The sequence below is a fragment of the Bradyrhizobium nivariense genome, from assembly GCF_029846695.2.
Lineage (GTDB): Bacteria > Pseudomonadota > Alphaproteobacteria > Rhizobiales > Xanthobacteraceae > Bradyrhizobium.
In genome coordinates this window covers 50768-67281 of record NZ_JARWCR020000026.1, presented here as the reverse complement: position 1 = coordinate 67281, position 16514 = coordinate 50768, and the positions used below count along the sequence as shown (strand labels likewise).

The following is a 16514-nucleotide window of genomic DNA, read 5'->3' as shown; positions in this document are numbered from 1 at the left end:
AATCATAGATTCCGGACGGCGATCAGGATGCCGATGAAGGTCGCCGCAATGATCCAGAGCGCCACGGTGCGCCCGCGGTTTTTGCGACCCTCGCTGCGGCCCATCGCCGCGATGCTCTCTGGCGACAGCCGGATGCCCTCCCGGGTCATGGTCTCCAACTGTTCGAGCACCGCGACCGAGCGCGCGGCGAGGTCAGGCAGACGCATCAGGATGCGGGCGAGATCGCCGGTGCCGGAAAGTGCGCCCTGGACCCGGCCGATCGGCCCGAGATTGCGCTCGATCCATTCGCGCACCACGGGGTCGGCGACCTTCCAGATGTCGAGCTTGGGATTGAAGCCGCGCGCCACCCCCTCGACCACCACCATGGTCTTCTGGAGCAAAATCAGCTCGGGCCGCGTCGTCATGTCGAACATGCCGGTGACCTCGAGCAGCAGCGTCAGCAGCCGCGCCATCGAGATCTCTTCGGCCGTGCGGTTATGAATTGGCTCGCCGATGGCGCGGATCGCCTGCGCGAAATTCTCGACCGAATGATGCGCGGGCACATAGCCGGCCTCGAAATGCACCTCGGCGACGCGGCGATAGTCGCGGGTGATGAAGCCGAGCAGGATCTCCGCAAGGAAGCGCCGCTCCTTCATCCCGAGCCGGCCCATGATGCCGAAATCGACCGCGACGAGACGGCCCGTTTCGTCCAGGAACATATTGCCGGGGTGCATGTCGGCGTGGAAGAAGCCGTCGCGCAGCGCGTGGCGCAGGAAGCTCTGGATCACCTTGCGGCCGAGGTCGGGCAGGTCGACCTGCGCCTCTTTCAGTCGCTTGTGATCGTTCAGCGCAATGCCGTCGATCCACTCCATCGTCAGCACGTTGTGCGTGGTGCGGTCCCAGTCGACGGTCGGGACGCGGAAATCAGGATCGTCGCGCGTGTTCTCCGCCATCTCCGAGAGCGCGGCAGCCTCGAGCCGCAGGTCCATCTCCATCGCGACCGAGCGCGACATGGTGTTGATGACCTCGATGAGGCGCAGGCGCCGCGCCTCGGACGAATAGGCCTCGGCCTTGTGCGCCACGAAGAAGAAGTCGGAGAGATCGCGGCGGAAACGCGCGGCCACCTTGGGTCGCAGCACCTTCACTGCGACCGCCTTGCGGATGCCGTCGCGCAAAACTTCGCCGCGATGAACCTGTGCGATCGAGGCGGCCGCAACCGGCGGACCGAGGTTCGCGAACACATCGGTCAGCGGCCGTTCCAGCGAGGTCGCGATCGCAGCTTCCGCCTCGGCTTGCGAGAACGGCGGCAGGCGATCCTGGAGGCTTTCGAGGTCGCGCGCCATGACGACACCGACAACGTCGGGCCGGGTCGCGAGAAACTGCCCGAGCTTGAGATAGGCCGGGCCCATCCGGGTCAGCGCGCGCGACAGCCGCGGGCCGTGCTTCGGACCGCGTCGTTCAATAATGCGTGCGAGCTTCAGCGCAAGCTGTCCAGGTGGCGGGACCAGGCTCGGATCGACCGAGCCGAACACGCCTTCGCGCGCAAAGACGAACGCGGCGCGGATCAGGCGCGTCATGTGGGTGACGGCAGAGATCACAAACGCCAGCCCGAATGCAGTGCGACGATGCCGCCGGACAATGTCTGCCAGTTCACGCGGGCGAAGCCGGCGTCGCGGATCATGTCGGCGAAGGCGTTGGGTTTAGGAAACTTGCGGATCGATTCGACGAGATATCGGTAGGACTCGGCGTCGCCCGTGACCATGCGGCCGAGCGGCGGGATCACCTTGAACGAGAACAGGTCGTAGATCCGGTCGAGGCCGGGCATCTCGACGGTGGAGAATTCCAGGCACAGGAAGCGGCTGCCGGGCTTCAGCACGCGATAGGCTTCGCGCAGCGCTAGGTCGATCCGCGGCACATTGCGAATGCCGAAAGCGATCGTATATGCGTCAAAGCTGCGATCGGCGAAAGCGAGCGCTTCGGCATTGCCTTCGATGAAGTCGACCTGGGTCTCGAGATGCCGCTTCGCGGCACGTTCGCGACCCACTGCCAGCATCTCGGTGTTGATGTCGCACACGGTGGCATGGAAGCCTGTGCCTGCCGCCTTGGCGGCGCGGAACGAGATGTCGCCGGTGCCGCCGGCGACGTCAAGCAGCGCGAACGGCCGGTCGCCTCTCGGCGGGTCGAGCGCGGTGATCATGATGTCCTTCCAGACCCGGTGCAAGCCACCGGACATCAGGTCGTTCATCAAATCATAGCGCGACGCCACGCTGTGAAACACATCGTTCACCAGCGTCTGCTTGTCGCCCAGGGGGACGTCCCTGAAGCCAAAATGCGTGGTTTCGCCCGGCCGATCCATTACTCTACTCCACGAGGCGGACCATAGCGCGCCCGCCGCAATGGCGCTATCACACCGCCCTGATAAGGTGAATGCCTGACCATGCCTGAATTGCCCGAAGTCGAGACTGTCCGCCGCGGCCTTCAGCCGGTCATGGAGGGTGCAAAAATCCTCGTTGCGGAGGCGCGCAGGCCCGATTTGCGCTTTCCGTTCCAGCCGGATTTCGTGGCCCGGTTGAAGGGGCAGGTCGTCACCGGGCTCGGCCGCCGCGCAAAATATCTCATGGCCGATCTCGCCTCCGGCGACGTGCTGTTGATGCATCTGGGCATGTCGGGGTCGTTTCGCGTCATCATGCCGGACAACGAGGCCGCGCCGGGTGAGTTTCACTATCCGCGGGCCAAGGACTCCACGCACGACCACGTGCTGTTTCGGATGTCCTCGGGCGCCGATATCGTGTTCAACGACCCTCGCCGCTTCGGTTACATGAAAGTGATCGCGCGCAGTGCGATCGACGAGGAGCCGCTACTCCGCGGGCTCGGTCCCGAGCCGCTCGGCAACGAATTCGACGCCGCGATGCTGGCGCGGTCCTGTGCCGACAAAACCACGAGCCTGAAGGCCGCGCTGCTCGATCAGCGCGTGGTCGCAGGGCTCGGCAATATCTATGTCTGCGAAGCCCTGCATCGCTCGCATCTGTCGCCGCGCCGGATCGCAGCGACGCTGTCCACCAAGACCGGACAACGCAAGGGCGTTGCCGGGGGCGAGCCGACGGATCATGCGAAGAGATTGGTCGGCACGATCCATACCGTGCTGAACGACGCCATCAAGGCCGGCGGGTCGTCACTGCGCGATCATCGCCAGACCTCCGGTGAGCTCGGCTATTTCCAGCATTCGTTCAAGGTCTACGACCGCGAAGGCGAGACCTGCAAGACGCCGCGCTGCGGCGGCATCGTGAAGCGCTTTACCCAGAACGGCCGATCGACCTTCTGGTGTGCGAAATGCCAAAAATAACCGATCATGCAAACACCGCTGCTTGAAACCGAACGTCTGATCCTGCGTCCGCTGGCGTTGTCCGACGTGCCGGCGATCCAGCGCCAATTCGACAATTGGAACATCATTCGGCATCTCTCCACCGTCGTGCCCTGGCCATATCCCGCCGATGGCGCGGAAGCTTTCGTCAAGCTGCAGCTTGGCAAGATCTCAACTGGTGAGGAAATCTACCTTTGGGTGATGGTGCTCCGGGACGGCGACGGTGAGGTGATCGGAAACATTCATTTCCGGCCCCGCGCCGAAGGCCTGAAAGGCAACCGCGGCTTCTGGCTGGCCGAGCCGTACTGGCGACGCGGATTGATGACGGAAGCGATCGCCGCGGTGAACGACTTCGCCTTCATCACGCTGGGCCTCGACCACTTCTACGTCTGCAACGCGGCCACCAACGAGGCCTCACGCCGGGTCAAGCAGAAGACCGGCGCAGAGTTCGTCGGCTTCATCGAACTCGCGCATCACGGCGGACAGTCGAAGTCGGAGAAATGGATCGTGCGGCGCGAAGCCTGGCTGGTCGCGAAGGCATGACGCCGTCATTCAAAACGCGAAGCGAAGCAATCCGGCCGGGCTGGTGGCCGAATTGCTTCGTCGCTGGGGCCCTTCCGGATGGTGAAGGGCCGGCTGGCGTCTGAGCGATTGCCCCGCTCAGGACGTCATTGTCGTGGTCTCGTCCGTCGCAAGCTCGGCGGCGAGGTGCAGCATGCCGTCCGCGGCCGAGATGACCTGGTCGATCGGCACATTGGTGGTGGCTTCGAGCTCGAGCCGGGTCTCGATCCAATGCCAGAGGCCGCGGATCTCGTCCGCCGACTTGCCGTTCGGGGCGTATTCGCTGACGGCGAGGCCGGCTGCGAGCGAGTCCTGGTGGTCGTTGCGCATCACGATCAGGGGACGCGCGAGCACCTCGGTGAGATCGAGCGCGGCTTCCTCGGCGAGCGTATTGGCTGCGTTGTCGATGCGCTGGCCGCGGATCGGGGTCTGGTTCAGCACGAAGCTGTAAGACCGCTTCCAGGCGCGCGCGACGCTCAGCGTCGAGGCGGTCGCCTCGATGTCGGCGACGCTCGGGCGGGCCGGGATCAGGCAGAGGTCGGAATGGCGGATCGCGGCGGTGGTCGCGGCGCTGAGGCCGGCCGCGGTATCGACGATCGTGAGCTGGAGGCCGCTGTCGGCCAGCATCTTCAGACGCGGCGCGATGTCGGCGGCGTGATAGATCGGCTCGACGACGAGATCATCGGCGGTGCGGCGGCGCTGCCAGTTGGACAGTGTGCCCTGCGGGTCGGTCTCGATCAGGCGGACGGTGAAGCCGGCCTGCTTGGCCGCTAACGCGAGCCCGATGGCGAGCGTGCTCTTGCCGCTGCCACCCTTTTGGGTGGCCAGTACGATCGTGTGCATTGAGGATCAATCCTTTGGAGTGCCTGGGTCAGGGAAACGCCACGTGAACGTGCATCGATCTCGATGCTGAGCTCTTCTCGCTCAGGACGTGCCGGCCCGATCCAAAGGGGATCGCGGAGGTCCGAATCAGCAGTAACGATGATGGCGGAATCGGGGATGCCAGCGAATCCGTACCATTACTGGACCCGTAATCGTCCGGGACACGGGAGAGGGTGATTGCAGCGCGGACTTACTTCCGCACGCAGATTACGCGCACGACAGCTGCCTTGGCATCCGTCGACGTGCCGTTCGCGGTGACGGCGTTCGTCTTCAGGAAATCACGTACGGTTTCGGCGGAGACCATCACCGCCTGCGACGCCGGCACCGATGTCGCGGGGCCCGCAACCACCGCCGGCTTCAACAGCGCGATGCCGGCGAACTTGCCGTCGCCGTCGATGGCGGCGCTGCCGGAAAATCCGACTGCCGGCGGCGGCGATAGCGCGGAATCGCCGCCACCGACAGATGCCAGCGCAGCCTTGAGGCTCGACACACCGGCCGCTCCGCCCTGGCTCTGTGGATCCGCGATGCCGATGACATCGATAGTCGTCTTCGCCGCGCCGGCGGCGAGGCTGAACGGCTTCAGGCCGCGAGCGCCGTAGATATGCAGCAGCGCGAGATCGTGCTCCTTGTCCTCGGCGAGACGGTCGGCGCTGCCATAGCCCGCGATCGTGATCGCGAGACAAGAATCGGTGACGAGGCGGTCGGTGACGATCGCGCCATCGTCGCTGACGACGATGCCGGTGCCGTATTCGACGGTCTTGCGCGGCGGCGGCCCGGCCTGTGGTCCCGACGGGAATGCATTGAACGCGCTCGACATCGCGATCACGACCGGCTCGACCGTGTTCTCGGTCGCCTGATCATAGAGGATCGTCATGATGCGGACTTCATCGCCCCTGGAGGTGCCGCGCACGTAGAATTTCTTCAGGCCCTGCAATCCCGACAGCACGAAGAAGTCGGGCTTCACCACGGTGTAGTCGACGTTGCGCCCCGCCGGCTCCTTCTTCTCCGCTTCCGCGAGCTTTGCGGTGGTGGGGTTCGCTTCCTTGCGGCGGCTGAGCAGCACCTGCACCGTTCCAGTCGGGGAGGTCCATTTCGAGCCGTTGGCGTCGGTCGCCTGCTGCGGCACCAGCTTGCCGGGGATGCCGAGCCGCGCGCCGCTGGTCGGCTCCATCACGATCTTCCAGCCGACGTTGTCCTGCTTCCGGCGCGCCGTTTCGGCGAGCGCGGCGCGCTCCTGCGGATTGAGCACGCCGGTCGGCTTGCTACCCCTGAGCTTCTGGTATTCCTTGATGGCATCGACCATGCGCGCGCTGACGTCGCCGGTGATGGCGCCGTTATACTGGCCGACCCAGGCGAGGTCGGACTGCAGCGACAGCCGCTCCGCCTGCGCCATCGCGTCGGCGGTCTCCGACGGCGTCTGCAGTGCGGGCGGCCGGATCGGAACGGTTTGGACCACCTTCGGCCTGGTGCCGGGCATCTGCGGCGTCGTCATCTGGGCGTTCGCGCCCGTTGCAGCCGCGAACATCAGTGTTGCCGCAAGCATTGATCTCATGACAAATCCAGCCAGCCCATTGAACGCACTGCCATTGAAGCACATCTCGTTGGTCGCGAACAATGTTGGGGTGGTTCAGGCTAAGAGCTGAGCCATGCACCCCGGCCCTCATTCTGAGGAGCGGCTTCTTGGCCGCGTCTCGAAGGATGGCCCCCGGCGAGGTCCGGGCCTGCATGGTTCGAGACGCGCGTTCCGCGCTCCTCACCATGAGGATCGACAGAGAGGGCGTGGTAGGAGAGACGCAGGACGATGCTGAGCCCGGACGAACTCGAACGTTATGCCCGCCATATCGTGCTGCGCGATGTCGGTGGTCCCGGCCAGGCTGCGCTGAAGCGGGCCTCCGTGCTGGTGATCGGCGCCGGCGGGCTGGGTGCGCCGGCTCTGATGTATCTGGCTGCGGCAGGGATCGGCACGCTCGGCGTGGTCGATGACGATGTGGTGTCGCTCTCCAACCTCCAGCGCCAGGTCATTCACACCACGCCCGATATCGGCCGGCACAAGGTCGAGAGCGCGGCCGAGCGGATCACCGCGCTCAATCCGCATGTCCGCTTCGTCGGACACGCCACCTGGCTCAACGCCGATAACGCGCTATCGCTGATTGGCGACTACGACCTCGTGCTCGACGGCTCCGACAATTTCTCGACGCGTTATCTGGCTTCGGACGCCTGCTTCTTCGCGAAGAAGCCGCTGATCACCGCCGCGCTCGGCACCTTCGACGGCTCGCTCACCACCATCCGCGCGCATGAGAAGAACGAGCAGGGCGAATTCAATCCGACCTATCGCTGCCTGTTCCCGGAGGCGCCGCCGCCCGGCACCGTGCCGGCATGCGCGGAAGCCGGCGTCATGGGCGCGCTTGCGGGCGTGATGGGCTCGATGATGGCGCTGGAGGCGATCCGCGAGATCGTCGGTTTCGGCGACGGCCTGGTTGGCCGTCTCCTGATGATCGATGCGCGCGCGATGCGCTTTGAGACGCTGCGCTACGGGCGCGATCCGGCCAATCCGCTCAACGGCGATGGGCCGGTCATCACTGACCTGAGCGCCCATCGCACCTGATTGTCGTCGTTACGTCGTGGCCGGCTTCTCGCTGTCGAGGTGTGCCATCTGCTCGGCTGCGTAACGCGTACCGGCGGCGACATCGGGCGGAAACGCCTTTGCCAGCATCGCGAGATGAGCGGGCGTCAGCGTGACCTTGGCCGCGCCGAGCGCTTCGCTGAGACGATTGCGGGTTCGGGCGCCGACCAGCGGCACGATCTTCTCGCCCTGCGCCGCCACCCAGGCGATCGCGACCTGCGCCGGCGTCGCGCCGATCTCGGCGGCGATCATGCGCAACTGCTCCACCAGCGCGAGATTGGCATCGAGGTTCGATCCCTGGAAGCGCGGCGTCATCAGCCGGTAATCCCTGCCGGTCTTGCCGGAGTCCTTCGACCAATGGCCGCTGATCAGGCCGCGCGCCAACACGCCGTAAGCGGTGATGCCGATGCCGAGCTCGCGGCAGGTCTTCAGGATGTCGCGTTCGATGCCGCGCTCGATCAGCGAATATTCGATCTGGAGATCGGCGATCGGGTGCACGGCGTGCGCGCGGCGGATGGTGTCGGAGCCGACCTCGGACAGGCCTATATGTTTGATGTAGCCGGCCTTCACCAACTCGGCGATGCCGCCGATGGTTTCCTCGATGGGAACGTTGGGATCGAGCCGCGCGGGTCGATACACGTCGATGTAATCAGTGCCGAGCCGCTGCAGCGAATAGGCAAGGAAGTTCCTCGTTGCGGCCGGCCGCGAGTCGATCCCTGCGAATTCGCCGGCGGGGCCGCGCAGCGCGCCGAACTTGACGCTGATCTGCACCTTGTCGCGCGCGATATCCTTCAGTGCCTCGCGCACCAGCATTTCATTGTGGCCCATGGCGTAAAAGTCGCCGGTATCCAGCAGCGTGATGCCGGCATCGAGCGCCGCATGGATCGTGGCGATGCTCTCGCCGCGATCGGCGGGGCCATAGACCTCGGACATGCCCATGCAGCCGAGACCGAGGGCGGAGACGGTGGGGCCGGTTGAACCGAGTTTGCGCTGTTCCATGATGGCTTTCCTCGAAAAGGCGGCTCTGGGCCGCGTAACGAGGCCAGATATGCGCCTGATCGATTACGCCGATAAGCTGGACAACCGAGGATGGCTTGTTCATCATATCGAACAATGGCTGAGCCCGACCTGCGTGATCTCGACGTCTTCGTGGCGGTCGCCCGCACCCGCAATTTCCGACGCGCGGCGGTCGACATTCGCGTGTCGGTGTCGAGCCTTAGCCAGCGATTACGGGACCTGGAGGAGCGCCTCGGCGTCCGCCTGATGAACCGCACCACCCGCAGCGTCGCCCTGACCGAGGCGGGTGAGCTGCTGCTGTCGCGCGTGGCGCCCGCCTTGCGCGATGTCGGCGACGCCCTGGATCAGGTCCGGGGCCTGCGCGAGGTGGCCTCGGGCCGCCTGCGCATCGACGCACCGCCGCCGGCGGTCGACCTCGTGCTGGCGCCGATGGTCGGACCGTTCCTGGGGGCCTATCCGCAGGTCGATCTCGACATCGTGTCCGAAAGCGGATTCGTCGACATCGTCAGCGCCGGCTTCGATGCCGGCGTGCGCTACGGCGAGCATCTCGCGCAGGACATGGTGGCGATCCCGCTGAGCGGTCCGCAGAACTATGTCGTCGTCGCATCGCCCGATTACGTCGCGCGCCGCGGCAAGCCAGGGCATCCCAAGGATCTGCTCGACCATGACTGCATCCGCGCCCGCTACTCGAGCGGGGTCATGCATGATCTGGAGTTCGAAAAGGCCGGTCAGCTTGTGAAGGTGGATCCGCCGGCAAAGCTGATCTCGACCAATATGGGCCTTGCGATGCGTGCCGTACTCGACGGCGTCGGCATCTGGGCAACGCTCGATGGCTATGTCCATGATGCCGTGAAGTCCGGCGCGCTGGTCAGCCTGCTCCAGGATTGGTGCGAGCCGTTTCCCGGACCGTTCCTGTACTATCCAAGCCGGCGCCAAACGCCGCCGGCGTTGCGGGCCTTCATCGATTTCACAGCAGACTGGCGCAAGCGAAACACGCTGCGGCCCTAGACCCTCATGGTGAGGAGGCGCGAAGCGCCGTCTCGAACCATGCAGGCCCGTGTCTCGCCTGCGGCCATCCTTCGAGACGCGCGTTCTGCGCTCCCCAGGATGAGGCAGGAGAGCTTGTCATGCAGCCGATCGGTCTCAGAGCATGCTCGGCAGCACGCGATCCGGCGGCTTGTGGGCGTCGAGGAAGGTGCGGATGTTGATGATCACCTTTTCGCCCATCTCGACGCGGCCCTCGATCGTGGCCGAGCCCATATGCGGCAGCAGCGTCACCTTGCCGGCCTTGGCAAGCCGCACCAGCTTTGGATTGACCGCGGGCTCGTGCTCGTAGACGTCGAGGCCGGCGCCGCCGATCTCGCCGGCTTCGATCAGCTTGATCAGCGTGTCCTCGTCGGTGACGCCTCCGCGCGCGGTGTTGACAATATAGGCGTCCTTGCGGATCAGCTTCAACCGCCGCGCCGAGAGCAGATGGTAGGTCGCCGGCGTGTGCGGACAGTTCACCGAGATGATGTCCATCCGCGCCAGCATCTGGTCGAGGCTTTCCCAATAGGTCGCGCCCAGCTCTTCGGCGATCTTCGGCGCCACGGGCCGGCGGTTGTGATAGTGGATCTGCAAGCCGAAGGCGCGGGCGCGGCGTGCGACCGCCTGGCCGATGCGGCCCATGCCGATGATGCCGAGGCGCTTTCCGCCGATGCGATGGCCGAGCATCCAGGTCGGCGACCAGCCCGGCCAGGGTTTTCCTTCCGTCAGGATCGAGGCGCCTTCGATCATCCGCCGCGGCACGGCGAGGATCAGTGCCATGGTCATGTCGGCGGTGTCTTCGGTCAGAACCTTCGGCGTGTTGGTGACGGTAATGCCGCGGGCATGCGCGGCCTCGACATCGATATTGTCGACGCCGTTGCCGAAATTGGCGATCAGGCGGAGCTTGCAGTCGGGCTGGTTGACGATGTCGGCGGAGATGTGATCGGTGACGGTCGGAACCAGCACGTCGGCGGTGCGCGCGGCTTCCGCGAGCTGCTCGGCCGACATCGGCGTGTCGTCGAGATTGATCCGCGCGTCGAACAGTTCGCGCATCCGGGTCTCGATCGAGTCCGGAAGCTTGCGCGTCACCACGACGAGGGGCTTTTTCTTCACCGACATGTCCTGCCCTCATGAGGCGTTGCAAGCTGCCTCTGTCGCCAAAGGCCGGCCGTTGAGGCCCCATTAACCCGGTTGTTCGACACTGCCTTTGCCGCGTCGTCCCCGGCGTTTCCTTCAAGCTCTCCCCGATATTTCCGGCCGGAAAATCGGGACAAACTGGTTGTTCAAGTGTCCGTCCTCTCTAGCAGAAGGCCGGGCCAAGACAAGAACCACGGGCAAAGGGCTCGGGAACACCCGCGTGGGGCGGGTCAGGGGCGACCGCGGCACGGTTTTGGAATTTGGGGTGAGGGCCCGGCTCGGTCGGACCTTCGACAGGAGACGGGTTGATGGCGTTGGGGCGTTTTTGTTCGGTGATGGCGCTCGTTTGCACCTGGTTGAGCGCTTCGGTCAGCCCCGGGCATTCGGCAAAGGACAGCACACCCCAGACCGCCTCCGGCCTCCCGGTGCCGCGCTACGTCAGCCTCAAATCGGATCACGTCAACGTCCGCGCCGGCCCGACCAAGGACAACGACGTCGCCTGGGTCTATACCCGCTCCGGCCTGCCGGTCGAAATCACCGCGGAGTTCGAGAACTGGCGCCGGGTGCGCGATTCCGAGGGCGCCGAGGGCTGGGTCTATCACTCGCTGCTGTCGGGCCGCCGCACCGCTGTCGTCACCATGAAGCACAAGGACGACCTCGCGCCGATCTACGATCGCGCCGATCCCGACAGCGCGGTTGCAGCCAAGCTCCAGGCCGGCGTCGTCACGCAGGTGAAGAAGTGCACCGCAAACTGGTGCCACGTCCTCGGCAACGGCTTTGACGGCTGGATCCAGCAGGAGCGCCTCTGGGGCGTCTATTCGGACGAGCAGGTAAACTGACGCTTAGGGGCAATCCCGCGCCCCGTCGTCGGGCCCGGGCTCGTCCCGGGCATCCACGGACCTTGCACCCAGCCCAAAAACGCGGATGGCCGGGACAAGCCCGGCCATGACGACCAAATCAGCAGTTTAGGATGGATCTCAGCGCTTCTTGCGCAGCCGCACGACCATGTCGATGCGGGCGATCTCGTAACCCTCGGGCACCTCCGGCATCTTGGACAGCGCCAGATGCGGATCCTCGATATCGACCAGCTCATGGCTGTTCTCGAGGTAGTAGTGATGGTGGGTCGTGACGTTGGTGTCGAAATAGGTCTTGGTGCCGTCGACGCTGACCTGACGGAGCAGACCGGCATCGGTGAGCTGGTTCAGCGTGTTGTAGACGGTCGCCAGCGAGACCGGCACCTTGGCCAGCGTCGCTTCCTCGTAGAGCATTTCAGCCGTGAGGTGGCGTGCCCCCTTGCCGAACAGGAGCCAGCCGAGCGCCATGCGCTGGCGCGTCGGACGAAGCCCCGCGGACTGGAGCATTTCGTTGACGTCGTGCCACGGGCAGCCGGTCAAAGCCGGCTGGCGGCCGGACATGAGGGCCGCCGCATGGGCCTCTTCGTCGTGATGGGGCGCGTTATTTTCGCTCATTTCCAGCTTCGGGCACGCGTGAACACTATCCTCCTACATATATGGAGAGATAGATGCAGATGCAAGTTCCTCGCAACTAAGAGTGGTTCTAATCAGGCAAGGAACCGGGCCGGGCCCTCGTCATTTACCTTCATGAGAGCACTTTGCCACCCGAAATCGCCTGTGTTAGAGAGCGCGCGGTTCCGCTTAGCCGATTTTGGCGCAGCCAGGCATTGAGGCCGCCCGCGATCCATCCGGGTCTTTCGGTATTCTCGTCTGACTATTCTCGTCTGACGAGGGCAACAGGCGTTGCTTTCCGAACCAGACGGGGCCCATTTTTGCCAGAAACGCCGCTCAATCGGGGTTAGAACACAGAGGCTTCCGCATGCTGAACAGGCGCAACGGTTACGAATATGAAGATCTGCTGGCATGTGCCCGCGGCGAGATGTTCGGCCCCGGCAATGCCCAATTGCCGCTGCCGCCGATGCTCATGTTCGACCGTATTACGGACATCAGCGAGACCGGCGGGGAATTCGGCAAGGGGGTGGTGCGTGCCGAGCTCGACGTGAAGCCCGATCTCTGGTTTTTCGGCTGCCACTTCAAGAACGATCCGGTGATGCCCGGCTGCCTCGGCCTCGACGCGCTGTGGCAAATGGTCGGCTTTTATCTGGGCTGGAGTGGCGGTGAAGGTCGCGGCCGCGCGCTCGGCCTGAACGAGCTGAAGTTCAGCGGCCAGGTGCTGCCGGAGGCCCGCAAGGTTGTGTACAACATCGATATCAAGCGCGTGATGCGTTCAAAGCTGGTGCTGGGTATCGCCGACGGATGGCTTTCGGTCGATGACCAGATTATCTATCGCGCGAAGGATCTGAAGGTCGGCCTGTTCAAGCAGGGCACGAGCCTGGGCTGAGCGCATCACCACGAAGACAACGATTGAGGCGAGGCTGTCATGAGGCGGGTTGTGGTCACCGGGATGGGCATCGTCTCGTCCATCGGAAACAACACCCAGGAAGTGCTTGCGAGCCTTCACGAGGCGAAGTCGGGCATTTCGCGGGCTGAGAAATATGCCGAGCTCGGCTTCCGTTCGCAGGTGCAAGGTGCGCCGACGCTCGATCCTTCGACGGTGGTCGACCGCCGCGCCATGCGTTTCCTCGGTCAGGGCGCGGCGTGGAATCACGTCGCGATGGAGCAGGCGATCCAGGATTCCGGTCTGTCGCCTGACGAAGTGTCCAACATCCGCACCGGCATCATCATGGGCTCCGGCGGCCCGTCCGCTCGCACCATCGTCGAGGCCGCCGACATCACCCGCACCAAGGGGCCGAAGCGCGTCGGACCGTTTGCCGTGCCGAAGGCGATGTCCTCCACGGCCTCCGCGACGCTTGCGACCTGGTTCAAGATCAAGGGCGTGAACTATTCGATCTCGTCGGCCTGCGCCACGTCGAACCATTGTGTCGGCAACGCCTATGAGACGATCCAGATCGGCAAGCAGGACGTCGTCTTCGCCGGCGGCTGCGAGGAGCTGGACTGGTCGCTGTCGGTGCTGTTCGACGCCATGGGCGCGATGTCCTCGAAGTACAACGACACGCCCGCCACGGCCTCGCGTCCCTACGACCTCAACCGCGACGGCTTCGTGATTGCCGGCGGCGCCGGCGTGCTGGTGCTGGAAGAGCTCGAGCATGCCAAGGCGCGCGGCGCGCGCATCTACGGCGAGATCGTCGGCTACGGCGCGACGTCCGACGGCTACGACATGGTCGCGCCATCAGGTGAAGGCGCCGAGCGCTGCATGCGCATGGCGATGTCGACCGTGAAGACCAAGGTCGACTACATCAATCCGCACGCGACATCGACGCCGGCCGGCGATCCCCCGGAGATCGATGCGCTCCGCAGGGTGTTCGGAAATGGCGAGAAGTGCCCGCCGATCTCGGCGACCAAGGCGCTGACCGGCCACTCACTCGGTGCGACCGGCGTGCAGGAGGCGATCTATTCGCTGCTGATGATGAACAACGGCTTCATTTGCGAGAGCGCGCACATTCAGGAGCTCGATCCCGCATTCGCCGACATGCCGATCGTGCGCAAGCGCATCGACAACGTCAAGATCGGCACCGTGCTGTCGAACTCCTTCGGCTTCGGCGGCACCAACGCCACGCTGGTGTTCAGCCGGCTGGATGCGTAATTTTGGCGCGCTGTCTTGCCCCGCCAATGCGGGGCATCCAGTACGCCGCGGCTTCTCGACTTACAACAACTGTCTCGGATTACCGGATCGCCCGCATGCGCGGGCGATGACCTTGGAATAGTGGAGCTACCGGCCGATGGAAGGTTTGATGAAAGGCAAGCGCGGTCTGATCATGGGCATCGCCAATGATCATTCGATCGCCTGGGGCATGGCGAAGACGCTGCATGCCCACGGCGCCGAGCTTGCCTTCACCTTCCAGGGCGAGGCCCTGGGCAAGCGCGTCAAGCCGCTGGCGGAGCAGCTCGGCGTCGACGTGGTGCTGCCCTGCGACGTCGAGGACATCGCCAGCGTCGATGCCACCTTCGCAGCGCTGCGCGAGAAATGGGGCCGGCTGGATTTCGTGATCCACGCGATCGGCTTCGCCGACAAGAACGAGCTCAAGGGCCGCTACGCCGACACCAGCCGCGAGAATTTTTCGCGCACCATGGTGATCTCCTGCTTCTCATTCACGGAGATCGCAAAACGCGCCGCCGAGCTGATGACTGAGGGTGGCAGCATGATCACGCTGACCTTCGGCGCTTCGATGCGCGCGATGCCGAACTACAACGTGATGGGCGTGGCCAAGGCGGCGCTGGAAGCCTCGGTGCGCTATCTCGCCTCCGATTTCGGGCCGCGCGGCATCCGCGTCAACGCGATCTCCGCAGGTCCCATCCGCACGCTCGCCGGCTCCGGCATCGGCGAGGCGCGCGCGATGTTCGCCTTCATGCAAAAGCATTCGCCGCTCCGCCGCGGCGTCACGCTCGACGAGCTCGGCGGCTCGGCGCTGTATTTGTTGTCGGATCTCTCCGGCGGCGTGACCGGCGAGATCCACTATGTCGATTCCGGCTACAACATCGTCCTGATGCCGAAGCCGGACGATTTGAAGACGGAAGGCTAACCGGCCGCGATCTTCTCCGCGCGCTGGAACGCCGGCTGCGCCATGCAACGCGCGAGATAGGCGTCGAAGGCCGGGCGCGACGGCACCATCTTGAACAGGCGCACCGCAAAGTTCAGGCCCGATCCGATCGTGATATCGGCGGCCGAAAATTCCTCGCCGAGAATCCACGGTCCCTTCGCGAGCGCGGCTTCCAGCACGTCGAAGACCTGCGTCGCGCTGCCCCAGGCGGCCGTCGAGGTCGGGATCTCGATCTTGGTGAAGATCTGGATGATGGCGGGCTCGATGCAGCCCGGTGAGAAGAACAGCCATTGTAGATAGCGAGCGCGGCGGGAATCGGTCACGTCTGGCGCAAGCTTGGTCTCGGGTAGCGGTCGGCGATGTAGGCGCAGATCGCCGCGGCCTCGCCGAGCGCAGCATCGCCGTCGCTGAGTGCCGGCACTTTGCCCATCGGATTGACCTTGAGGAAATCCGGCGCCTTCTGCGCGCCGGTCGAGATGTCGGTCAGCACGCGCTCATAGGGCAGGCCGCTCTCTTCCATCAGCCAGAGCGTCGTGAACGAGCGCGAACGGGGCGACCAATAGAGCTTGATCATGGCAAGCGGACCTTTCATCGGTGGGAGCCGAACGGCGCGCAATTCATGGCGCGTTTGCCGCGCATTCGCAACGCACTACGCCTGGGTACAGAATGCTCCGGCTCAGTCTTCCTTGAGATAGCCGGGGAGGCCCCGGTCGAGCCTGTCTACGACGAGTGTTCGTGTCCTCTCGCGCAGCGCCGCGTTGGCCGAAGCTGCCGCGGGCGGGTCGGGGAACATCGAGTTGTCGAGCTTGGTGAGCGGGTCTTCGGTCAATCGCATACTTGCGGCGAAGTTCGCGCCGAAATTCACAAAGGGGCGCTTGATCTCCTCGTAGCTTCGGCCGTCGATCAGCGTGATCGCAATGTTGGCGAAAAGGTGCGAGTGCCGAAGGAGGCCGCCGAGACCCTGATTGTAGGTGCCGATGCCGTTCAGCGTCATGTGCGAGTTCGGCAACTCCGCCTTGAACGTAGTTGCGACGAGATAGCGATCGCAATTCGCATTCGCGGTAAAGCTCCGCACGATCACCGGCAGACGCTCTCCGGGATCCCGGATGAGGATCGTTTTCGGATTGTAGAAGGGCTCGAAGACGCCCTTGGGAGAGGCGATCCTGCGCACCGCGGGATCGTTGCTCGTTGCCGCGCGCACCCGCGCAAACACGAGATCATCGAGGCCCCAGTCGATTGGGACCTCGCTCACCTCATTCTCGAAGATCGTGAGGCCAAATTTCTGTATGGAGTAGTGGTCTCCGATCACCGAGATCACACCAAGCCGGCAGGGGCCGCTCTCCACCACGACTGGC

General features: G+C 64.6%; 16 protein-coding genes and 1 pseudogene. 8 read left to right on the top strand and 9 right to left on the bottom strand.

Going from position 1 to position 16514, the window contains the following annotated elements; genetic code table 11:
- Nucleotides 1–2: 2 nt before the first annotated feature.
- Together ubiB and ubiE are read right to left on the bottom strand one after the other, a co-directional pair.
- The gene (gene ubiB, locus QCM77_RS21945) at nt 3–1577 is read right to left on the bottom strand and encodes a 2-polyprenylphenol 6-hydroxylase (RefSeq protein ID WP_279660073.1); all 1575 of its coding nucleotides are present in this window, start codon (nt 1575–1577) and stop codon (nt 3–5) included.
- A complete protein-coding gene (ubiE, locus tag QCM77_RS21940; RefSeq protein WP_279684866.1) occupies nt 1574–2335 on the bottom strand; it encodes a bifunctional demethylmenaquinone methyltransferase/2-methoxy-6-polyprenyl-1,4-benzoquinol methylase UbiE in 762 nt (253 codons plus the stop codon). Before ubiE ends, ubiB begins: the two co-directional genes overlap by 4 nt.
- Nucleotides 2336–2416: 81 nt before the next feature.
- Between ubiE and mutM the strand changes: the two genes are divergently transcribed.
- Entirely contained in the window at nt 2417–3322 is a 906-nt protein-coding gene (mutM, locus tag QCM77_RS21935; RefSeq protein ID WP_279684864.1) for a bifunctional DNA-formamidopyrimidine glycosylase/DNA-(apurinic or apyrimidinic site) lyase, read from the top strand.
- A 6-nt stretch (nt 3323–3328) separates the two neighbouring features.
- Nucleotides 3329–3883: a GNAT family N-acetyltransferase gene (locus QCM77_RS21930; protein ID WP_279660070.1), complete on the top strand. Its 555-nt coding sequence runs from the start codon at nt 3329–3331 to the stop codon at nt 3881–3883.
- 117 nt (nt 3884–4000) lie between these two features.
- On the opposite strand, the gene QCM77_RS21925 is transcribed toward QCM77_RS21930, so the two are convergent.
- Nucleotides 4001–4744: a nucleotide-binding protein gene (locus QCM77_RS21925; protein WP_279660069.1), complete on the bottom strand. Its 744-nt coding sequence runs from the start codon at nt 4742–4744 to the stop codon at nt 4001–4003.
- A gap of 229 nt (nt 4745–4973) precedes the next feature.
- On the bottom strand, nt 4974–6335 hold the full coding sequence (locus tag QCM77_RS21920) for a serine protease (protein ID WP_279684863.1): 1362 nt from the start codon (nt 6333–6335) through the stop codon (nt 4974–4976).
- Between the two features lie 249 nt (nt 6336–6584).
- Here QCM77_RS21920 and QCM77_RS21915 point away from each other — a divergent pair, with 249 nt between their 5' ends.
- On the top strand, nt 6585–7388 hold the full coding sequence (locus QCM77_RS21915) for a HesA/MoeB/ThiF family protein (protein ID WP_279684861.1): 804 nt from the start codon (nt 6585–6587) through the stop codon (nt 7386–7388).
- A 9-nt stretch (nt 7389–7397) separates the two neighbouring features.
- Here QCM77_RS21915 and QCM77_RS21910 read toward each other — a convergent pair whose 3' ends face one another.
- Nucleotides 7398–8405 (bottom strand): aldo/keto reductase, encoded by a 1008-nt coding sequence (locus QCM77_RS21910; protein ID WP_279660066.1) that lies wholly within the window; start codon nt 8403–8405, stop codon nt 7398–7400.
- 114 nt (nt 8406–8519) lie between these two features.
- Here QCM77_RS21910 and QCM77_RS21905 point away from each other — a divergent pair, with 114 nt between their 5' ends.
- Complete coding sequence (locus QCM77_RS21905; protein ID WP_279684859.1) at nt 8520–9431, top strand: LysR family transcriptional regulator; 912 nt, start codon at nt 8520–8522, stop codon at nt 9429–9431.
- A 135-nt stretch (nt 9432–9566) separates the two neighbouring features.
- On the opposite strand, the gene QCM77_RS21900 is transcribed toward QCM77_RS21905, so the two are convergent.
- Nucleotides 9567–10568: a 2-hydroxyacid dehydrogenase gene (locus tag QCM77_RS21900; RefSeq protein WP_279660064.1), complete on the bottom strand. Its 1002-nt coding sequence runs from the start codon at nt 10566–10568 to the stop codon at nt 9567–9569.
- 326 nt (nt 10569–10894) lie between these two features.
- Between QCM77_RS21900 and QCM77_RS21895 the strand changes: the two genes are divergently transcribed.
- Nucleotides 10895–11425 carry an SH3 domain-containing protein gene (locus QCM77_RS21895; RefSeq protein WP_279660063.1) on the top strand — a complete coding sequence of 177 codons (531 nt, stop codon included), beginning with the start codon at nt 10895–10897 and terminating at the stop codon, nt 11423–11425.
- Between the two features lie 138 nt (nt 11426–11563).
- Here QCM77_RS21895 and irrA read toward each other — a convergent pair whose 3' ends face one another.
- On the bottom strand, nt 11564–12055 hold the full coding sequence (irrA, locus tag QCM77_RS21890; RefSeq protein ID WP_279660062.1) for an iron response transcriptional regulator IrrA: 492 nt from the start codon (nt 12053–12055) through the stop codon (nt 11564–11566).
- 364 nt (nt 12056–12419) lie between these two features.
- Here irrA and fabA point away from each other — a divergent pair, with 364 nt between their 5' ends.
- The 3 genes from fabA to fabI all read left to right on the top strand — a co-directional run bounded on the left by fabA (nt 12420) and on the right by fabI (nt 15141).
- The gene (fabA, locus tag QCM77_RS21885) at nt 12420–12941 is read left to right on the top strand and encodes a bifunctional 3-hydroxydecanoyl-ACP dehydratase/trans-2-decenoyl-ACP isomerase (protein WP_007603915.1); all 522 of its coding nucleotides are present in this window, start codon (nt 12420–12422) and stop codon (nt 12939–12941) included.
- A 39-nt stretch (nt 12942–12980) separates the two neighbouring features.
- A complete protein-coding gene (fabB, locus tag QCM77_RS21880) occupies nt 12981–14204 on the top strand; it encodes a beta-ketoacyl-ACP synthase I (RefSeq protein WP_279684857.1) in 1224 nt (407 codons plus the stop codon).
- Between the two features lie 136 nt (nt 14205–14340).
- The gene (gene fabI / locus QCM77_RS21875; protein WP_279684855.1) at nt 14341–15141 is read left to right on the top strand and encodes an enoyl-ACP reductase FabI; all 801 of its coding nucleotides are present in this window, start codon (nt 14341–14343) and stop codon (nt 15139–15141) included.
- On the opposite strand, the pseudogene QCM77_RS21870 reads toward fabI, so the two are convergent.
- Together QCM77_RS21870 and QCM77_RS21865 are read right to left on the bottom strand one after the other, a co-directional pair.
- Nucleotides 15138–15733 (bottom strand): annotated as a pseudogene (locus QCM77_RS21870) (glutathione S-transferase family protein). The gene fabI and the pseudogene QCM77_RS21870 sit on opposite strands and share 4 nt — an antisense overlap.
- A gap of 102 nt (nt 15734–15835) precedes the next feature.
- Nucleotides 15836–16411: a hypothetical protein gene (locus tag QCM77_RS21865; protein WP_279684852.1), complete on the bottom strand. Its 576-nt coding sequence runs from the start codon at nt 16409–16411 to the stop codon at nt 15836–15838.
- Nucleotides 16412–16514 lie beyond the last annotated feature (103 nt).